The sequence below is a fragment of the Photobacterium kasasachensis genome (assembly GCF_050336885.1).
Lineage (GTDB): Bacteria > Pseudomonadota > Gammaproteobacteria > Enterobacterales > Vibrionaceae > Photobacterium > Photobacterium kasasachensis.
In genome coordinates, this window is the sequence record NZ_JAKJSH010000008.1 from 248,577 (window position 1) to 269,022 (window position 20,446).

The 20,446-nt window shown below is 40.4% G+C and carries 18 protein-coding genes and 1 pseudogene; 13 read left to right on the forward strand and 6 right to left on the reverse strand.

The features are described 5' to 3' along the window. The first annotated feature begins 16 nt into the window (after positions 1-16). The 12 genes and pseudogenes from rfbF (at position 17) to L4D19_RS13090 (ending at position 12,285) form a co-directional block, all read left to right on the forward strand. The gene (gene rfbF, locus L4D19_RS13035; protein WP_160648707.1) at positions 17-790 is read left to right on the forward strand and encodes a glucose-1-phosphate cytidylyltransferase; all 774 of its coding nucleotides are present in this window, start codon (positions 17-19) and stop codon (positions 788-790) included. A gap of 2 nt (positions 791-792) precedes the next feature. Next, positions 793-1,872, forward strand: coding sequence for a CDP-glucose 4,6-dehydratase (gene rfbG, locus L4D19_RS13040; RefSeq protein ID WP_428452818.1), 1,080 nt, complete (start codon positions 793-795; stop codon positions 1,870-1,872). A 1-nt stretch (position 1,873) separates the two neighbouring features. Then, positions 1,874-3,187 carry a lipopolysaccharide biosynthesis protein RfbH gene (gene rfbH, locus L4D19_RS13045; RefSeq protein ID WP_428452819.1) on the forward strand — a complete coding sequence of 438 codons (1,314 nt, stop codon included), beginning with the start codon at positions 1,874-1,876 and terminating at the stop codon, positions 3,185-3,187. A 41-nt stretch (positions 3,188-3,228) separates the two neighbouring features. Then, entirely contained in the window at positions 3,229-4,104 is an 876-nt protein-coding gene (locus L4D19_RS13050; protein ID WP_428452820.1) for an acetaldehyde dehydrogenase (acetylating), read from the forward strand. Beyond that, positions 4,101-5,111, forward strand: coding sequence for a 4-hydroxy-2-oxovalerate aldolase (gene dmpG, locus L4D19_RS13055; protein WP_428452821.1), 1,011 nt, complete (start codon positions 4,101-4,103; stop codon positions 5,109-5,111). The genes L4D19_RS13050 and dmpG overlap by 4 nt, the downstream gene beginning before the upstream one ends. After that, a complete protein-coding gene (locus tag L4D19_RS13060; RefSeq protein WP_428452822.1) occupies positions 5,111-6,136 on the forward strand; it encodes an NAD-dependent epimerase/dehydratase family protein in 1,026 nt (341 codons plus the stop codon). Before dmpG ends, L4D19_RS13060 begins: the two co-directional genes overlap by 1 nt. Positions 6,137-6,167: 31 nt before the next feature. Next, positions 6,168-7,982, forward strand: coding sequence for a thiamine pyrophosphate-binding protein (locus tag L4D19_RS13065; RefSeq protein ID WP_428452823.1), 1,815 nt, complete (start codon positions 6,168-6,170; stop codon positions 7,980-7,982). Continuing rightward, positions 7,979-8,989 (forward strand): NAD-dependent epimerase/dehydratase family protein, encoded by a 1,011-nt coding sequence (locus L4D19_RS13070; protein ID WP_428452824.1) that lies wholly within the window; start codon positions 7,979-7,981, stop codon positions 8,987-8,989. The genes L4D19_RS13065 and L4D19_RS13070 overlap by 4 nt, the downstream gene beginning before the upstream one ends. 161 nt (positions 8,990-9,150) lie before the next feature. Next, positions 9,151-9,573 (forward strand): GtrA family protein, encoded by a 423-nt coding sequence (locus L4D19_RS13075; protein WP_428452825.1) that lies wholly within the window; start codon positions 9,151-9,153, stop codon positions 9,571-9,573. 93 nt (positions 9,574-9,666) lie between these two features. Further along, entirely contained in the window at positions 9,667-10,596 is a 930-nt protein-coding gene (locus tag L4D19_RS13080; RefSeq protein WP_428452826.1) for a glycosyltransferase family 2 protein, read from the forward strand. Between the two features lie 220 nt (positions 10,597-10,816). After that, positions 10,817-11,039, forward strand: a pseudogene (locus L4D19_RS13085) (hypothetical protein); the annotation flags it as partial. A gap of 280 nt (positions 11,040-11,319) precedes the next feature. Further along, entirely contained in the window at positions 11,320-12,285 is a 966-nt protein-coding gene (locus L4D19_RS13090) for an NAD-dependent epimerase/dehydratase family protein (protein WP_428452827.1), read from the forward strand. 59 nt (positions 12,286-12,344) lie between these two features. On the opposite strand, the gene L4D19_RS13095 is transcribed toward L4D19_RS13090, so the two are convergent. Next, a complete protein-coding gene (locus L4D19_RS13095) occupies positions 12,345-14,252 on the reverse strand; it encodes a polysaccharide biosynthesis protein (protein WP_428452828.1) in 1,908 nt (635 codons plus the stop codon). A gap of 258 nt (positions 14,253-14,510) precedes the next feature. Here L4D19_RS13095 and L4D19_RS13100 point away from each other — a divergent pair, with 258 nt between their 5' ends. Then, positions 14,511-15,074, forward strand: coding sequence for a sugar transferase (locus tag L4D19_RS13100; RefSeq protein WP_428452829.1), 564 nt, complete (start codon positions 14,511-14,513; stop codon positions 15,072-15,074). Between the two features lie 75 nt (positions 15,075-15,149). On the opposite strand, the gene L4D19_RS13105 is transcribed toward L4D19_RS13100, so the two are convergent. The 5 genes from L4D19_RS13105 to L4D19_RS13125 all read right to left on the reverse strand — a co-directional run bounded on the left by L4D19_RS13105 (position 15,150) and on the right by L4D19_RS13125 (position 20,018). Beyond that, entirely contained in the window at positions 15,150-15,365 is a 216-nt protein-coding gene (locus L4D19_RS13105) for a hypothetical protein (protein ID WP_428452830.1), read from the reverse strand. Between the two features lie 264 nt (positions 15,366-15,629). Beyond that, positions 15,630-17,822 carry a YjbH domain-containing protein gene (locus L4D19_RS13110; RefSeq protein ID WP_428452831.1) on the reverse strand — a complete coding sequence of 731 codons (2,193 nt, stop codon included), beginning with the start codon at positions 17,820-17,822 and terminating at the stop codon, positions 15,630-15,632. A 1-nt stretch (position 17,823) separates the two neighbouring features. Then, entirely contained in the window at positions 17,824-18,765 is a 942-nt protein-coding gene (locus L4D19_RS13115) for a capsule biosynthesis GfcC family protein (RefSeq protein WP_428452832.1), read from the reverse strand. Between the two features lie 12 nt (positions 18,766-18,777). Continuing rightward, complete coding sequence (locus L4D19_RS13120; protein WP_428452833.1) at positions 18,778-19,410, reverse strand: YjbF family lipoprotein; 633 nt, start codon at positions 19,408-19,410, stop codon at positions 18,778-18,780. Between the two features lie 263 nt (positions 19,411-19,673). Then, on the reverse strand, positions 19,674-20,018 hold the full coding sequence (locus L4D19_RS13125; RefSeq protein ID WP_428452834.1) for a hypothetical protein: 345 nt from the start codon (positions 20,016-20,018) through the stop codon (positions 19,674-19,676). Between the last annotated feature and the right edge of the window lie 428 nt (positions 20,019-20,446).

The window sequence follows — 20,446 nt, forward strand, 5'->3', positions numbered from 1 at the left end:
TAAATTGGAGATACCAATGAAAGCTGTCATTCTAGCCGGTGGTTTAGGGACTCGCCTTAGCGAAGAAACATCAGTAAAACCAAAGCCAATGGTCGAAATCGGTGGTAAGCCAATACTGTGGCATATCATGAAGCAGTATTCTGCACATGGGATTAATGATTTTATCATTTGCTGTGGATATAAAGGTTATGTAATTAAAGAATATTTTGCTAATTATTTCTTGCATATGTCCGATGTCACATTTGATATGAAGCAAAATAAAATGGAAGTTCATCGTAAGCGTGCTGAACCATGGACTGTCACATTAGTAGATACTGGTGATAATTCGATGACGGGGGGACGTCTTGGTCGTGTAGCTAATTACCTGAAAGATGAAGATGCATTTTGTTTTACGTACGGTGATGGTGTTAGTGATATAGATATCTCGCGTACGATTGACTTCCACAAGTCGCATGGTAAAAAAGCAACTCTTACAGCAACATTTCCACCAGGGCGTTTTGGTGCTTTAGACATCGATAACGGACGAGTTAGTAGCTTTAAAGAAAAGCCAAAGGGTGATGGCGCTCTTATTAATGGTGGGTTCTTTGTACTAAGTCCAGATGTATTAGAATACATTGACGACGACAGTTGCACTTGGGAACAGTACCCACTTAATAAGCTTGCAGAAGAAGGGGAGCTCATGGCCTATGAACATCATGGTTTTTGGCAACCAATGGACACGCTGCGTGATAAAGTTTATTTAGAAAATCTTTGGCAAGACGGTGAAGCACCTTGGAAAGTCTGGGAGTAAATATGAATCCTGATTTTTGGCGGGGAAAGAAGGTCTTTGTTACAGGACATACCGGGTTTAAAGGGAGTTGGCTGTCGTTATGGCTACATGAAATGGGAGCTATCGTCAAAGGTTACTCTTTACCGGCTCCAACAACGCCTAGCTTATATGAGGAAGCACAAATTGGCGGGTGTGTGGAGAGTGAAGAAGGTGATATAAGGAACTTTGAACAGCTCCGAAAGAGTATTTCTCTGTTTCAACCTGAAATAGTCTTTCATATGGCAGCTCAGCCCCTCGTTCGCCTTTCTTACGACGACCCTATTGGGACTTATTCAACTAATGTAATGGGCACCGTCCATTTGCTCGAAGCTGTTAAACAAGTTGGTGGTATCAAAGCTGTCGTTAATATCACAAGTGATAAGTGTTATGAAAACCGGGAGTGGGTTTGGGGATATCGCGAAGAAGAAGCAATGGGGGGATATGACCCATATAGTAACAGTAAAGGATGTGCTGAACTTGTTGCTTCTTCATACCGCCAATCATTCTTTAACGAAGATAAGTATGAAGATCATGGGTGTGCGCTAGCATCTGTTCGAGCTGGTAATGTCATTGGTGGTGGCGATTGGGCCGATGACCGGCTTATACCTGATATGTTAAAAGCATTTTCAAATGGGGATGCAGTTGAAATTCGTAGCCCGCATGCTATTCGGCCCTGGCAGCATGTGCTTGAGCCTTTATCCGGTTATATCACGATTGCAGAACACTTGTACGAAAATGGTACTGAGTATGCTGAAGGGTGGAACTTCGGTCCCCGTGAAGATGATGCGAAGCCCGTTCAGTGGATTGTTGAAAATCTCGTACATCAATGGGGCGAAGGTGCTAGCTGGTATTTAAGTGAGGGAGAGCACCCTCACGAAGCACATTATTTGAAGCTGGACTGTTCCAAAGCAAAGATGCGTCTAAACTGGCAGCCTGTTTGGGGGCTGGAAGAAACGCTAAGTCGTATCGTAGTTTGGCAGAAAGCCTGGCTTAATGGCGAAGATATTAAGCAACATACATTAAACGAAATTAAAGAATACATGAAAGCAAGAGCAGGAATCTAACATGTCTAAAGAGCAAATCAGAAAACAAATTGCAGATCTAGTTGAGCAGTATGCTGAGTTAGAGTATGCACCAAAGCAGTTTGTTGGTGGCCAAAGTGTGGTCCCACCATCAGGAAAAGTTCTTGGCGCAAGCGAACTAAAAATGATGGTAGATGCTTCACTGGACGGTTGGTTAACGACGGGTCGCTTCAATGATGCTTTCGAAAAACGTCTAGGTGAATACCTAGGTGTCCCTTATGTATTAACAACGACATCAGGCTCATCTGCAAACTTATTGGCTTTGACTGCCTTAACATCGCCTAAACTGGGTGACCGTCAATTAAAACCTGGTGATGAAGTTATTACTGTCGCCGCTGGTTTTCCAACTACAGTTAACCCAACAATTCAAAATGGTTTGATTCCCGTTTTTGTTGATGTTGATATCCCTACGTATCAAATCAAGCCGGAAATGATTGAAGCAGCAATCTCTGATAAAACTAAAGCGATTATGGTTGCTCATACCCTCGGTAATACATTCGATCTTACAGAGGCTCGCCGAGTAGCTGACAAGTATAATTTATGGCTGATCGAAGATTGCTGTGATGCTTTAGGCTCGACTTACGATGGCAAGATGGTTGGCCAATTTGGTGACATTGCTACAGTTAGTTTCTATCCTGCTCACCATATTACGATGGGTGAAGGCGGTGCTGTATTCACAAAAGATAACGAGTTACGTAAGTTAATTGAATCTTTCCGTGATTGGGGAAGAGATTGTTATTGTGCTCCGGGCTGTGACAACACATGTAAAAAGCGTTTTGATCAGCAATTAGGTTCGCTACCTCATGGCTATGATCATAAGTACACATACTCTCACTTAGGCTATAACCTAAAAATAACTGACATGCAGGCAGCATGTGGCTTAGCTCAAATGGATAGTGTTGAGCAATTTGTCGAACAGAGAAAGATTAACTTCCGTTATTTGAAAGAAGGCCTTGCTAGCTGTGAAGAGTTTCTGATCTTGCCTGAGGCAACTGAAAATTCTGATCCATCATGGTTTGGATTCCCTATTACTATCAAACCAGAGAGTGGTATTGATCGCGTTGAATTACTGAAATTCATGGATCAATACAAAATTGGTACTCGTTTGTTATTTGCAGGGAATTTAACTCGCCAGCCGTACTTTAGTGATGTTGAGTACCGAGTGGTGGGGGATTTAACAAACACAGATATTATTATGAATCATACATTCTGGATTGGTGTCTATCCTGGCCTTTCTAACGAACATTTAGATTTTGTCATAGAAAAATTTGAAGAATTTTTTGGGTTGAACTTCTAACGTAAAATATAACGTTAGAGAATTCGTTTTAGGTATGAGCTATGAAAAAAAAACTAAGAATAGGCATTCTCGGTACTGGTAATATTGGTACTGATCTACTTATTAAAGTGTTGCGATCAGATTTACTAGAATGTGTTGCTTTTGTTGGACGAAATTTGAATTCAACCGGAATGAGGAAAGCTCTTGAATTGGGTGTTCCAATTTCAGACAAGAGTATCAACGCTTTCTCTGATGGCCTATTTGACGTAGATTTGGTTTTCGATGCTACTTCTGCAGCACAACATCAAAAACATGCCCCAATCTTCAACCAGCTTGGTATTTTAGCTATTGATATGACTCCCTCTCAAGTAGGGGATTTGTGTGTTCCTGCTATAAATCTTGCTGATTGTAGTAACTCTAAAAATCTTAATATGATTACGTGCGGTGGACAATCTTCATTACCTATAGCTCATACCTTGAAACAGGTAGTTCCTGATATAAGTTATATCGAAGTCGTTTCCGCAATTTCTTCTAGTTCTGCCGGGCCAGGCACAAGAGCGAACTTAGATGAATATATTAATAACACAGAAGCAGCGTTGTTGCACTTTACCGGATGTGAATCCGCAAAAGTTATACTAAACCTTAATCCGGCTAAGCCGAATATTGATATGCAAACGACTATTTTTGCAAAAGTAGATGACTGCAATATTGATAAAGTTAAGTTGGCGATTGATGAGTGCGTTTCTAATATTCAGCAATATGTACCAGGCTATCGCCTAGTAGTCGGCCCAGTATTTGAGTCCGGTAGGATTATGGTCATGGTTCGTGTCAGCGGGCTAGGAGATTATCTTCCTAGTTATGCTGGTAATCTAGATATTATCAATTGTGCTGCAATTGCAATGGCAGAAGAGTATACGAAAAGGGCTTTAGTATTATGACCGATATTATTTTAAGTGATGCCACATTACGAGATGGAAATCATGCTGTTCGTCACCAACTGAGCCAGGAAAATATTAAGCAATACTGCCTTGCTGTTGATGCAGCTAATATCCCTATTGTAGAAGTAGGCCATGGTAATGGTATCGGGGCAAGTTCGATTCAGGTTGGTCTCGCGAAAGAATCAGACCGGACGCTCCTGGAAACCGCTAGAGAGCATTTGACAAATGCGAAGTTAGGTGTCCATGTCATTCCAGGTTTTGCAACGATCAAAAAAGATTTAAGTCCTGCTGTGGAGATTGGTGTTGACGTGTTCAGGATAGCGTCTCACTGTACTGAAGCTGATGTCACAGCACGACATATATCATATGTTCGAGAGCAAAATAAGGAAGTTTATGGTGTTTTAATGATGAGCCATATGGCACCTGTTAAAACACTGGTAGAAGAAGCCCAAAAAATGGAGTCATATGGTGCAGAAGCAATCATTATCATGGACTCCGCAGGAGCATATCTTCCGAGAGACGTTGAAGAACGTATAAGTGCGTTGCGTGATTCGCTTACGTGTCGTGTTGGCTTTCATGGCCATAACAATTTGGGTATGGCGATTGCTAACTCTGTAACGGCTGTAAATTGCGGCGCAACAGTTATTGATGGTTGTGCGAGAGGATTTGGGGCTGGTGCAGGTAATAGCCAGTTAGAAGTGCTAGTACCTGTGCTGGAGCGTGAAGGGTACAAAACTGGTGTTGATCTATATAAGATTCTTGATGCTTCTGATATAGCGCAAAAGCATCTGATGGAAATTGTCCCGACAATCAGCTCTACGAGCATTGTTAGTGGATTGTCTGGTGTATTTTCAGGCTATTTGATGCGGGTTAATAAAGTAGCAATGGAATATGGCGTAGATCCACGAGACATATTTTTCCTTTTGGGTGAGAAAAAAGTTGTCGCTGGTCAGGAAGATATGATCGTTGAAGCTGCTGTTGAACTATTAGAAAAAGGAAAAATCTAATGAACTTGGCTCAAGTTGAATACATACAAAGAGATCTTGATAGTATATTTTCAGATGTTAGTTTGTTTGGTGAGCTAAGAAATAAAAAGGTTTTTCTAACAGGTGCATCTGGGTTTATTGGACAATGGCTACTTCTTAGTTTTGCACATTTGAATAATAAGCACGACTTTAATATTTCGGTAACTGCATCGTCTAGGAATATTACTGAAAGTTCTATTATTTCTCACCTTAAGGTAAACAATAAATTCGAGTTTCAGGATATCGATGTCCGGTATCCATTCGATGTTCCAGCTGAAACAGATTTTATCATTCATTTAGCTGGGAGTCCTGATAGGCGAGTTCATGCATCGTCACCTTTAGATGTAATCAGAACAATTACTGATGGCACAGAGAATGTTTTAAAAGCGGCTACACGTGTCGATAAACTTAGTAAAGCTCTTATCTTTACATCAGGCCTAACCCATGGAAAGCAAGATAATTCGACTGAAAATACAAGCTACAAGCCATTTGATTGCCTAAACTTCTCATCTTCATATACAGAATCAAAACGGTTAGCGGAAACGATTTGTCATGTTTACGCTAGGCAGCATCATATACCATTAGGAATTGTTCGCCCTTATTCATTCATTGGTCCGTTACAGGATTTAGATCGGCCTTGGGCGATAAATAACTTTATTAATGGTGCCTTACGCAATAAAGAAATTAGAGTTTTAGGAAATCCTGAAACAAGAAAAAGTTTTCTGTATCCAACAGATATGGTAGTCGCGATACTAAAATATCTACTTTCAGATAAGGCAGAGGCTCCACTTGAACTTGGGACAAGAGAAATTGTTAGCTTAGATGATATCTGCAAAAAGATTGTGACAAGTGTTGATTTTGGTGTCCGCATTGATTATTCAGATAGAGATCGTAAAACAGCTCGCCATGATTTCTACCCAGCTTATAGCGAATTGAATGAAAGTGTGTCCTTTGATGAGTGTTTATCCAAATCAATAGCTTGGTATAAATTAGCTGCTAATAATTGATGCCCAAAACAGTTTAATTAAAGAGAATAATATGACTGATGTGAAAGTTAGTGATCAAATAGCATTGTTTCTGAAAGATAATAATATCGAGGTTGTCTTTGGTATTATCGGGGCAGGTGTGGCCCATATATTTGACAGCATTGAGAAGTTGGGTTATACCCAGATCGTAAGTGTGCACCACGAGCAAGCGGCAGTGATGGCAATGGGGACATATTATCGAACGTCCGGTAAGTTGTCTGCTTCAATCGTAACTACTGGTGCAGGTTCAAGTAATGCAGTAACAGGTGTTGTAAGTTGCTGGATGGATTCTATTCCAGGTATTGTAATCTCGGGTAATGAAAAGTCTGTATATACAACAGATGAAAATGATTTAAGAATCTGGGGCGTTCAAGGTTACGACTCCGTTGCAATGGTAGAGAAAACGACCAAGCATGCAAAACGTCTTGTTGAGGCTGAAAAAGTTTATCATGAACTTGAGCATGCAAGAGATATTGCTCTATCAGGACGAAAAGGTCCAGTTTGGCTTGATATCCCTATGGACATCCAAGCCAAGAAAATAGCTTTGCCAGCGACTTCTAACAGCACTCAAACGCAACGTATTACAAGAAACTCAATTGATGGTGAAGTTCTTGAGCAATTTAGGAACTTAATAAAAGAGTCTAAACGCCCAGTATTATGGCTTGGACATGGTATTAGGCTTGCTGGAGCAGAACATTACCTCAATAAACTGCTTGACACGTTAGGCATTCCAGCTCTAATAAGCTGGCAAGGCATTGATATGGTTGACTCATCTCATCCATTATTATTTGGTCGAGCAGGAGTTTATGGTCAACGATACTCTAATTTCGTCGTTCAAAACAGTGATCTAGTTATCTGCATTGGTACACGTATGGCTTACCCGCAGGTTGGTTACGATATTAATGAGTTTGCTCGCGATTCAAAAATCATTACGGTAGATATTGATCAGAAGGAATTAGATAAGTTCTCTGATCGTATCACTTTGCCTATCTGTGCAGATGCAGGAGATTTCATTGAGTCAGTCCTTAATACTGCCGATGATGAGCGCGCTACTAATTTTGAAGAATGGTACGAGCAGTGTAATACTTACCGCCAGGATTTTCCGGTAATTGGTAAGGAGCATGATGACACCAATGGCTTCATGAATTCATATCGTTTTATGGAAAGAATGAATAAGGATATTGCAGATAACGAAATCATTGTTACTGATATGGGCACAGCTCTACTCTCTGCTCACCAGGTGTTAGATATCAAGCCACCACAACGATTGATGACATCAACTGGCCTTGGTGAAATGGGCTTTGGTTTACCTGCAGCTATTGGTGCGTCATTTGGTGCGAATAAGCAACAAGTACTTTGTTTAAATTGCGATGGCGGTATGATGATGAATCTGCAGGAATTGCAGACCATTGTTCATCATGAATTACCAGTAAAAATCGTTATCTTTAATAACGATGGATACTTGATGATCAAGAACAGCCAGAAGAGCTTGTTTGACGGAAGATATACATGTTCAGATAAGAAGTCAGGTGTTACTTGCCCTGACTACACGAAGTTAGGTAAGGCGTTCGGATTTGATACTTATCAACTCCACAATTGGGAAGACTATGAAACTTATTTTGTCGACTTCCTTAATAATCCTAATGCAAGTATCTGTGAAGTGTTTATGGATCCAGAACAGCCGTGTTTACCAAAACTAGGCGTCGCTGTAAAAGATGATGGTACGCTGGTATCCCCGCCGCTAGAGGATTTAACTCCTCTTGTACCAAGAGAAGACTTCTTAAAAGCAATGATCGTGAAACCTCTTGATAAGTCACTTGAGCTATGAAAATAGATAAAGAAGACCTTAAACTTATCGCTGATATACTTAGTAATGACTTTGATTTCTATAGAAATAAAAGAATTTTCATTACTGGAGGAACTGGTTTTTTCGGGAAGTGGTTACTTGAATCCATAGTCTATTTAAATGAAAATCATCAGTTAAATTTATCAGCTACAGTACTATCCCGATCGTCAGAAAAGTTCAGAGATGTGGCTCCATGGTTCTTTAATCATGACTACATCAACTTCATTGATGGTGATGTTCGCAACTTCAAGTGTGAAAATGTTGAATTTGACTATATTATTCATGCAGCAACAGATGCATCTGTTTCTCTAAACAAATCCAATCCAGGATTAATGAGAAGTACGATCATGGATGGAGCCAAGAGAATTTGTGAGTTTGCTAAAGAAGTAAATTGCAAACGGATTCTTTTCACAAGTTCTGGTGCAGCATATGGTCCTCAACCTGCAAGTATGAGCCATATGCCTGAAAGCTTTGTGAATAACCCTCGATTTAACAAAGACGATGCATATGCAAGTGCAAAGTTAGAGTCTGAGGCTTATTTTAAGAAGAACGCATGCTGTGATGTGGTTATAGCTAGGTGCTTTGCTTTTTCTGGTCCGTATCTTCCACTAACTGGAGCATACGCATTCGGAAACTTTATTAGTGATGTAGTGAACAACCGAAATATAGTAATTAAGGGCGATGGAAAAGCTGTTCGATCCTACCTATATGCTGGTGATTTAATTATTTGGTTGCTGAGAATATTATCATCTGGCAAAAATGGGAGTATTTATAATGTGGGGTCTAATGAGTCTATATCAATCGGTGAGTTAGCTCACAAAGTATCCTTAGGTAAAGTTGATACAGTCATTCTTGGAAAATCTGACGGTAATAAAAATGTCTATGTGCCATGCATTAATAAGGCAATGAATGAACTAGACCTTAAGATATACACTTCTTTAGAATCGTCAATTAGTAAAACACTTCATTTTGAAGGTCTTAATGACTAGTAATATTCGATAAAGTGATGATAGGTTGCAGGGTTCTATTAAGTCAATATATTCAATTGATTAAGGTGCATTTCGTTTGCGTTTATTATATCGAATATTTTGCAGAATAGAGCCTTGCAGCCACATTCCATTTTATTGATGTTGATAATTATAGGTGTGTTTTGAATTTAGATGCAGAGCAAAATTCAAAGGTTTTAATGCTTAAATTCATGAAAGCCATATTTAGTTCACGTGTCATTAGGTTTTTGCTCGTAGGGGTGTTGAATACCTTATTTGGATATAGCCTATACGCACTGTTAATCTTCTCTGGGGTGAATTATTTTTATTCATTAATGCTTACAACAATCATTGGCGTGATTTTTAATTTTTGTAGCATGGGTAAAATGGTTTTCCAAGGGGTAGGTGGAAGAATTACCTTTATCAAGTTTATATGTGTATATTTTGTTGTTTTTGTTTTTAATGCATATTCTCTTGATTATCTAGTAACAGAAATTAGTCTTAACCCATATCTATCACAAGGTATCTGTCTTATCCCTAGCATTTGCTTCAATTGGTTAATGCTTAAAAACTGGGTGTTTAAATAAATAGAAAGATTGGTGTTTTTTATAATCATATTAACTGATAGTAATGATTCGTGAAAAATAAAACTAGATACTGAATATTTCAAGAATAAAATTATGAAGAAAATTAGCGTTATTACGCCATGCTTTAATGAAGAACAAAATGTTGAACTTCTATATACAAAGGTTAAAGAACAGTTCGATAAATTAGATGGTTATTGTTACGAGCATATTTTTATTGATAATTCATCAGACGACAGGACTGTAGATATCCTCAAGGAAATAGCAAGTGTCGATTCGAATGTGAAAATCATTGTAAATAGTAGAAACTTTGGCCCTGTTCGTTCTCCTCAACATGGATTATTGCAAGGATCTGGTGATGCTACATTGTTCATGGTTGCCGACCTTCAGGACCCGCCTGAGTTAATTCCTGAGTTTATTGAGAAGTGGGAAGCAGGAAATGAATTAGTCATTGGTGTAAAAAATGATAGTGCTGAATCTCCGCTAATGTTTTTGATCCGTAAGGCTTACTACCGAGTTATTACGAAATTATCCGAAACAAAACTAGAAAAGAATTTTTATGGCTTTGGGTTATACGATAAGAAAATTATCGATATTCTTAAGGGTATTCCAGATCCATATCCGTATCTTCGTGGCCTATTAATGGAAGTTGGTTTCAATGTAGCTAAGGTTCATTATAAACAGCCATTGCGTCACCGAGGAATCACCAAAAATAATTTCTTCTCACTGTATGACATGGCAATGCTTGGCATATGTAGTCATTCTAAGGTTCCATTGCGTCTAGCGACGATTGCCGGTTTCATTATGAGCTTTATTAGTTTATTGATTGCTGTCGGTTATTTTGTCACTAAGCTAATGTTTTGGGATGACTTCCCACTTGGTACTGCGCCTATACTAATTGGTATATTCTTTTTTGGTTCTGTTCAGTTATTCTTTATTGGTTTGGTCGGTGAATATGTAGGCCACTTAGTGACGAAAGCATCTAAGTTTCCGATGGTGATAGAGAAAGAAAGAATAAACTTTTAGATTAGTAGCAATAAGTACAAGTGCCCACTTATTTTGTTAGTGACGATGATAGAATGCCGGTTTCAAATGACTATTGACAGCAATGAGGTGATCAGTGATGAACACCTCACTTGTTTGCCAATTACCGGTTGATATGCTTTGGAATTTTCAATGGTCAAGCCTGATAATATACAATTGAGTTGCTGCCTTCTGAGTTAATATGGCCATCGTTATTCGGTTTTGGTCAATGAATACGGCATTAAAAGAAAATGCGCGATGAATAAGAACAGACTATCGAGCAGAAGCTTTTGCAAGGGCATACCAGTATGTTTGAACCTTTTAAAGAGTGAAACAACGTTTAAGGGGGTATCCAGCGTAAGCGAATGAAGTGCGCACTGGATGAGAACTATTTAAGTATGGGGTCTCTGACCCCATGTATTACGGATGGCATAAGATTTCCGTGATGTAGGAATGAATGTGAATGCCATATATATCGATATGAATCATTAGAGTTTTACTTTTCATTTATATAGTGGTGACTTTGTTGATTGATAAGACACTTAAAATGAGTAAGAAGAAACAATGTCTGCTTGTCGTTATTTCTTACGAAGCAAGGGAACGTAAATTACGTCTGGCAAACTGTTCGGGATATGCCGTAACATTCTGAACGAAACTTTAGGTTACTTCATTTTGTGTTGGTATGGTTTTATATTTTTGTTTGATATTATTTATGAGACTTAATATATGCTTATAAAAAAAAACAAAGTAATGATAACAGGTGCAAATGGGTTTATTGGTAAGAATCTTATAAGACACCTCTCATTTCGTCACCACATTACTGCTTCAGTCAGAAGTGAAAGCTCTATAATAAATAATTCTGACATCGATGCTGACTTCAGATCTGTAGTCGTAGGAGAGCTGTCAGACAAAACAGACTGGAGTTCGGCTTTATATGGGGTTGATGCTGTTGTACACCTAGCAGGTAGGGCGCATCAGACAGGTGAAAATCCGTCACAATCGCTAGATTTATATCGCTCAGTGAACTGTGATGCAAGCGTTAACTTACTGAGACAGGCCGCGAAAAGCGGTGTTAAACGATTCATTTTTATGAGCTCTATTGGCGTAATAGGTAATGTGTCAGGAACTAAGCCCTTTAGTGAAGACACGGAATGTTGCCCCGTTGCTGCCTACGCTCATTCTAAGTTAGAAGCTGAAATTGAACTGACAAAGATAGCAGAAGAAACTGGAATTGAACTGGTTATTATTCGCCCTCCTCTTGTCTATGGTGATGGTGCCCCTGGAAATTTTGGTAAGCTCAGTCGGTTAGTATCGAAAGTGCCCATTCTGCCTTTTGGTGCAGTTCATAATAGAAAGAGTTTTATTTCTATAGACAACCTGGTCGATTTCATTGAGGTGTGTATTACGCATCCTAAAGCTGCCAATGAACGATTTGTGATTGCAGATGATGATGTGATTTCAACAAAACAGTTAATCGATTGTATTGCTTGTTCTTTGGATAAGTCAGTACTTCAATTACCTTTTCCTGTGAGTGTTTTTCGGTTGTTACTCAAAGTTGTTGGTAAGCAGTCGTTGTCAACTCAACTTTTTGATGACCTAGAAGTTGATGCATCCAAGGCTAAGAGCCTTCTTTCATGGCAAGCTAAAGTATCAACTGTCGATAGTTTACAACAAACTTTTACTTTACGCTGATTTTATACTACCCCACTCAGTCAGAGACGTTGACTGAGTGGGTTATTAATTGATTCACTTTACTCTGACGTTTCAAGTCTACGTTGATATAGGTGATCTTTTATCTCTCCACCACCCGTATAGCCCGTAGGAGTGGAAATTAGAATATCTCTTACCGCTTCAATGTTAAATTCATGGCAAAATTTGTCTAGTTTACCTAATACGATTTCCATCTCTTCCCAAGTTAGATAATCCTCTAATGCAGTCATAATTTTAGGATGACTGGTGCCTGCCACATTCTCTCCAATCAACAGCTCTTCATAGAGTTTTTCCCCAGGTCTCAACCCAGTAAATTTGATCTCAATATCGCCATCACAGTCGACATCGATTTTCTCAGACATACCCATTAAGTGAATCATGCGTTTAGCGAGATCCAGGATTTTAACAGAGTCGCCCATATCGAGGACAAACACTTGACCATTATGTCCAATTGAACCAGCTTGAATAACTAGCTGAGCCGCTTCAGGGATTAGCATGAAGTAGCGCGTAATGTCTGGGTGTGTAACGGTTACAGGTCCGCCCTTCTTAATTTGTTCTCGGAACAACGGTACGACTGACCCAGATGAGCCTAGTACGTTACCGAATCGGACCATAGTAAAGTTAGTTGTTATTTGCTCAACAGAAAGGGCCTGCAGTACTAATTCTGCCATGCGTTTACTTGCACCCATTATGTTAGTCGACCTAACGGCTTTATCTGTTGAGATTAAGACAAAGTTATCGACTTTTGCGTTTATTGCCGCTTTGGCAGCAAACAAGGTGCCAAAGATATTATTTCTAACACCTTCAATCATATTGTATTCGACTATTGGAACATGTTTATATGCTGCTGCGTGGTATACCGTGTTTATCTGATATATCCGCATCATTTTTTCTAGTCGATTGCTGTGTTGAACGGAGCCAAGAGCTGCAATGATAGTTGTTTCAACATTCGTGTAGAGAGCAATTTGTTTTAGCTCTTTTTCAATTTGATACAAGTTATATTCATTAAGCTCAAACAAAACGAGTGTTTTGGGGCTGAGTTTGATGATTTGCCTACAAAGTTCAGAGCCGATCGAACCGCCAGCCCCAGTTACCATGACACTTTTTCCAGAGATACATTGTTGCATTAATTCGTTTTTAGGTTCGACTGAATCTCTTCCTAGTAAATCTGCAATGTCTAGATCTCTTACTTCTGTTTTATCTGCTCGACCTGATGCTATATCCTCAACTGAAGGAACAGATTGGATCGCTACTGGCCAGTTTGATAGTTTATCAACAAGGCGCAGACGTTCGCCTTGGCTAATGTTGTTAATTGCCAGTAAAAGCTTTATAGGTTGATATAAGCCATTCAGCCTTAAGAAATCTTTGCTGTCATAGACCCGTAAACCGTAGATTATATTTCCAATCTTGTTAGGGTCATCATCAATAATGGCAACGGGATGGTATTCTGAACCTTGTCTTAGCGCATATGCGAGTTCTCTACCGGCTACCCCAGCTCCATAGATCAATACGTTATCTTTACCTTTGCGGTAGTACCGATCGAAATATGTTCGAATCAGGATGCGAGGCCCTCCGAGGAGGATCATTGCAATGCCTGCATAGATGGCAGGTACACTACGTGGTATGAAAGAGTGTAGGTAAAAGCTCGAAATTGACAACGCCAGTGATGATGCGACAACAGCTAAAAAAATGTGTCCTATAGCTGGAACAATCATATATCTCATGACTGCTCGGTATAAGCCTAGCTTGGTGAAAACAACTAGAGTTACAGCAATGGTGATAACAAAGCTACCCACCTCTTCAAGCTCCATAGGGAAGCTTAACACACCTAATCGTAAAGCGATTGACGCATATAGAGCAAATGCTATAGCAAAAATATCATAGCTTAGGGTAACAATGCGCTTGATTGTACGTCGAGCACTGAAGAAAGATACAACTGGCTGAAACATGATACTATACCTATTGAAGCAGGCCTCGTATTCTAGTCTCAATTTGTTTGATAAGCTAGGGTTCAGTACCGAAAACCAACATCGTATATCTACAGTTTGAAGTTGGTATGTTATTCCTCCAAAGGTTGTCACTCTCGCTGTAATGGCTGATCGGGTAGGTCCTCTGTGGTATCATCTTTTCATCGTTTCTAATGATTTTGCTATTAGCTAACTGTTGGCCGTTATTAAGAGGTATTGAGCATACAGCTCCAAAAAATTATGAACCAACCAATTATTCGTTTAATAGACTTAACGCTATCTTTTTTAGGCCTTTTACTTCTTTGGCCTATTTTGTTGTTTGTTTGTGTGTGTGGTTTTTTTGACACAGGCTCACCAGTTTTCCGTCAGAAGCGAGTAGGGAAGAACGGTAAACCTTTCGTTTTGATCAAGCTACGTACTATGCCAATCTCGACAGCCTCCGTTGCAACCCATATGGTTGACGCAAGTTCGGTAACAAAATTTGGTGCTTTCTTACGTAAGTCAAAGCTTGATGAGTTACCGCAATTGATTAATGTACTTCGCGGTGAAATGAGTTTTGTTGGTCCTCGTCCCTGTTTATATAATCAAGAAGAACTGATTGAAGAACGCAATAAGCGTGGTGTATTAGATGTACTGCCGGGGATAACGGGGCTGGCGCAAGTCAATGGTGTAGATATGTCCGTACCCAAGCAACTAGCTCGCTTAGATGCTGAAATGATAGAGACTTTTTCACTTTCTCTCTATTTTAGGCTGATCCTCCAGACTGCAACAGGAAAAGGTTCTGGCGATAGAGTTAGGTCATAGCAGTAGGCTTGATGATAATCAATTATAATAAAGACAGGCATCTTGAAAAAGCTGCCTGTCTTTTTATTGGTTATTCTAGCTATTAGCACTAATATACTTGCGTTTATAATCAGATGCCTTTGCAAATATTAAAGTAGGAATCGAAACGATAAGAAATCCTGCTGCATATGCTAGGTTTTCATTTTCCAAAAGTTGATATCCACTTACCATGAAAACAACTAACAATGTGATTAAGTTAAACCCATGAATATATGGGTGTTTTACAGTGAAATGAGCATATGCTTTATACATGCTCTAACCTCTTTCTACAGTGTACGTTAGAATATTGTTATTTTTTCTTCCACTCTATTGATGGAAGTATCATTAGTTGATACTACTATATTTACTACCCATATCGTGCATTTAAAATGCACTTTACGTAGAGGTTCACATTTTTTGGAAGCTTAATTGCTCTTTGGGCAGTATAAGCCAAAGTGCTACTCAAGCATGAAAAAAGCGAGAGGCTAAAACCTCTCGCTTTTGCTTTTTAGAGTATTAGGTTGTGTATGCCGATACTTAGTTCATCGCCTTACGCCCATACCATGGGGAGTGTGCATCGGTTACGCTGAACAGCTGGTATTTACGATTAAGCATCTGCCCGCCATCACGTGTTAGTGGTAACCAGGAAATCGTAGCTCGATTGGTACTTGGTTTGACTGTCATGATGTCAAAGGGAATAGAGACATAAAATCCTTTGTTGTAGCTCCCTTCACCGAACTCTTCAGCAGACAAGTTTGTTTGTGCGATAAAGGCGCCGGCAATAACACCACTATCAAACTGTTTAGAGAAGTCGACGGTCACACCCTTATCCTCTGTCAGGTACTGACCAGCACTGATTTTGAGCAATGTGTTTGGCAGCCATTCCCATTGCGGCTGGTAATACACTGTAGCGTGGCCTGTGATTGCGCCCGTTTGAACCCGATAGTCTCGGTTGGTTATAGGGTCAAACTGAACTTCTTCAGTGAAAAAGCCAAACTGTGAATCTGGATCACGCTGAATTACATAGTTAGCATCCACACCTACCGCCCAGTTACTGCCTTGAGGGCGATAAAGTATTTCACTGCCGACACCACCGAACATCATTTCCAGGTAGCCACCGTAGGCCTGGCTGTACCAGTTATCACCGAGGCGATCCATCCAGGTCAGCTGAAGATTATTCATTCGAACAGGGTTGTCGTTGATATATTGGCGAACCAGGGTACGAACTCGTTTAAGCTCTGTACCATCAGGCGGGACTTCGTACAAGAATTTGTCGTAGTTGTCGTAGATATTGAAGTAGACAGAGCCGCCGAGTTCAACATGATCGCCAAACCAATAGTTAGCACCGGCATTGATGCCGATATTGAACATATAGAAGTTCTCTGAGCCACCAAAAGACTGTTGTAGGGTAGGGGCAACACTGACATCCCAATCTTTGTCTGATGAGGCAATCAATGAGCCTTTAGGTGACTCCGGTACGTCAACTTTTATAGCATCTTCGACCTTTGCATCAAAGTATTCATGATTTGCCACTTTTACGAACTGTTCTCTATCAATTCGTGTTTCGGTGATAGCCTGGCGATTTGATGTTTCAACTAATCGGTATTCTTTTGCCTCAGGAACGTGATTGGCAATAAGCGTTCCCGCTCGTAGGTGAGCTTCTGCTCTGTCGCGATATTTAGTTTGCGGCGCTACAACGGTTACTGTTTCTGAATCACTGTAAATCGATGGGTTTTCATACCCTGCAATTTGATGAAGCTCCTGCGCAAGTTCAAGCCATTCTTCATTACTCAGTTCACGCTCATCGCCATTCGAGTGTGGTGTTTGCTTTTGGTATGCAGGTAGCGGTTCGTCTTGCCAAATCGCTTTTAGGTCATTGAAGTTGGTATTGAGGTTAAAGCCGAATGTCCAGGTATTGCCGCGCTCATAGCTAACACGCAAGTCCCCCCAGTCACCTAGGCGATATAGCGCACCATAGTTGAATTTGCTGTCCTGAGTCATGTCTATGCCACCACGGGTAACCGGGAAGTCACTGGCATAATCGTTGCCGTCATATTCAACTTTTAATCTTAGTGGCTGCCATGGGCTTTGATATTCCACGCCGCCAAACACAGCACTACAGCCTGTAAACCAGCGGTCAAAGTCGACACTACCGCCTTTGCCTTTGACTTCGGTATTGCGGTTGCAATCATTACTGGCTGTTTTGTCACCGGTTAAATTTGCGTTATTTCCGATGTAGCCCCAGCCTACACCGACAGTGAAATCGAATGGGCCGATATGTTTACTGGCCGCAATGAACTCACCATCAAATAACCCGGTACCACCAAAGTCACGAATACCTATCGATGTTTCTGGTATCCAATAACTCTCCTTTAATAAGCGGAATTTGAAATCAATTCCTTTATCAGTATATTTTGTATCATCACTAAAGCTTGGGTCGTCACTATATAGAATATCTTGTACTATAGTGTATCGGATCGTGGATTCCAGCCAAGGAAGTAGCTGAAGTGAAACGTTATAGTGATGGTATTCATCATAAAATGTACCACCGACATTGAATTCACCTTCAGGACCTGCTCGTCCTGTTGGCATTTGGATCAAGCCTACGCCACCAAAGTCGGACTGGGATGGTTGGAATTCTGGGTAGCTAAATTCATCGGCATGGCTGTGCAAGACCGGTAGCATCGCGACAGTAAGCGCTGATAATGAGGTTTTTAGTGTCTTTTTCATTTTACGGGGCCCGGTTCCTTAGCAGATTCACAATGTCCTCGTTGATGGTGTTGACCTCATCGGGTAGAGAAGAAAAGCCAAGATAAATTGTCGCACCCGGAGCTATATCAAAATGTTTTTGATTCCAGTAAGCGATAGGGTGTTGTTCAACTTGTCCATCGGGTTGAATAACCCAGGCTTCGCTGTTATCCGAGTTACTGAGTGTAACAACGTGTTTGAGATAGCTATTGGCGTTCCCTCTCTCTTGCCATGAAACGCCTTTGGACTGGGCTATCGCCCCTGTGATAAGTACTGAACTTGGGCGAGGAGGTAGCAAGAGTGTCAAATCATGGTTAGCCAAAGGGTTTCGGGCAGAGTCAATGCGGACGTGGTCATAATCTAGAGGCGTAAAGATTCGCTGACCAAGTATTAGATTTTCTATGTACGCTGCGAGATTGAAAGCGGCTTGACTTTGTTCACCTTCCCCTTCTTTTTTCCAGAGGCTTGCTAATTGCTTTAGTCGGTTTACAACACGTTGTTTCTGAGGGTGAGGAAAGCGCTCATACAGTGCAGCACCTGTCCAGAAAATAGTGTTCGAAAATGTAGGTTTAATCTGCTCTTGAGCAAGAGCTAGCTGGTTGATATTGGTAATACTATCACTTAATATTTGGTTAACTCTTACCGGAACAGGGTAGTTAAGTTCTAGCTGGTGTTTACTGTCTAGTGATGTTTTTACTGTAATCTTAACCGGTTGGTTTTCTCTAGATGTAACGGCGTCTTCATGAGAAGGCGTTTGGGCCATAAGATTCGAGCTGGCAATTAAGCTGGCTACTACAAAAGAGATAGGGAAAAAGATTTTAATAAAATTAGGCTTATATCTTTTTTGACCCCGTTTCCTTTGAGTGATAGATGAGGTGGTGGAGATAGCTAAGCCAGCAAGATTTCTGAATACGAGCAGAGTCATGTTCTTTCCGTGTTATGAATAAGGCTTCAATAAAGTGATTTCGACATATGGCAAGCTAGGTGCAATCTTTTGCCTACTTTTCAGTACTTTTCCTGTTTCCGGGTGTAGCCAGAAGTCATTTTGATACTCAGTCTTTAAGCTGGAAACCGTCACAGTTTCAATGAAGTACAGTGCCTCAACAGGCTTTTCATTGACGATAATTACTGCGTCTTTCTGGCGTGTAAATTTTGACTTTAATGTATAGCCAAAATGGTAACCAGGCTGCCAATCGATCTTTCGCTGCCAGATTGTTGGTGTTGAAGGCAGGTGAAGCCCTAGAATAAGGGGATCTGGCTGAGAACTGATAGTCTCGATAAGATTACCTTGAGGAATCTTCAGGGTTTTCACTAATCGCCCGTTTTCTGTCACTAGCATTCCATTGTCAGAAGACATCCACTTTAGTTGTATAGTTTGTTGGAGTGAAGCTTGTTGGGGTGTAGTTTGTGGTGAAGCGTGATGCTTACCGAAGCTTGCCTTGGGCTCTGCAAGCGCTAACACCATGAAGGCTTGAGGGCCATCACTCACTTTCGCATAAATACTGGCATAAGGTAGGTTGTTCACATCATCTTGATCCAGCCTGATATCTTGTTCACCAAAAAGCGCCACCTTAATCGTGTCGTTGACATCATTAAATTTTTGGCTGCAGCCTGTTATCGCAGCTGAGATTAGAACTACAGAGAGACAAAGAATAGAACGTTGAAGTGATCGCATCCGAGTTGCAACTATCCATTAGTGAGAAATGAGGTTTGCTTTAAACGATGTGTTTAGAAACACCATGCTTAAAACAAAAGCTAATAATAACCGCACAGAGATGTGCGGTTATGCTTTAACACCTGTTTTGTCTTTTTTGCTTGAAAGCTAAAAAGTATTTAGCCTTGAGCTGAAACAGATGTTGTAGTTGAGTTACCGTTGTCGGTAGCGTCAACAACGGCAACAGCAGCTACAGTAATAGCAGCAGCTGCAGCAACTGCTGTAGCTGTAATACCGCCAGCTGCAGCAACAGTTGCACCTGCAGTACCTGCCGCTGCGCCCGTAGTTGCACCTGCAGTTGCAGCTGTGGTTGATGCAGTACCGGCTGTAGCTGATGATGTAGCGCCAGCAGTAGTTGCTGTCGATGATGTACTACCTGCGGCACCTGCTGAAGTCTCAGTAGCTGCAAATGCAGAGCTAGCCATAGACATAGCTGCTAGCAATGCTATTGTGGTTTTTTTCATCCTATTCCCTTATTTTTATAAAATTACATAAAAATGCGAAGTCACCTTCATTGGCAATGATATGAGCTATTTTCATTGATGGCAATGGATATACATAACTGCCATCAAACTATTTTAACTTCCTCTAATAATGAAATGATAAAGCTGATCATTAGGATTGACAGAAGATTACACTGCAGAAATCTTAAAGTATTGAGCAGTTATATCTCAATCAGTAACGGGAGGGTTTATTTCCTGTTTTAAATCATTTGCTTACATGTTTCTTTGGTTCGTGCGTATAAATGGGTTTTGAAAAATACAGTTCCTCTTAAGCTGTGTTTTGTGTAAAATAGCTACCGTTTTAGGTAAGCATGTAACCTCCATACATGGAATGCTTGCTGCTTACATGTGGGTACTTCGGTGCACTTTCGAGTTTAAAGACACAGCTA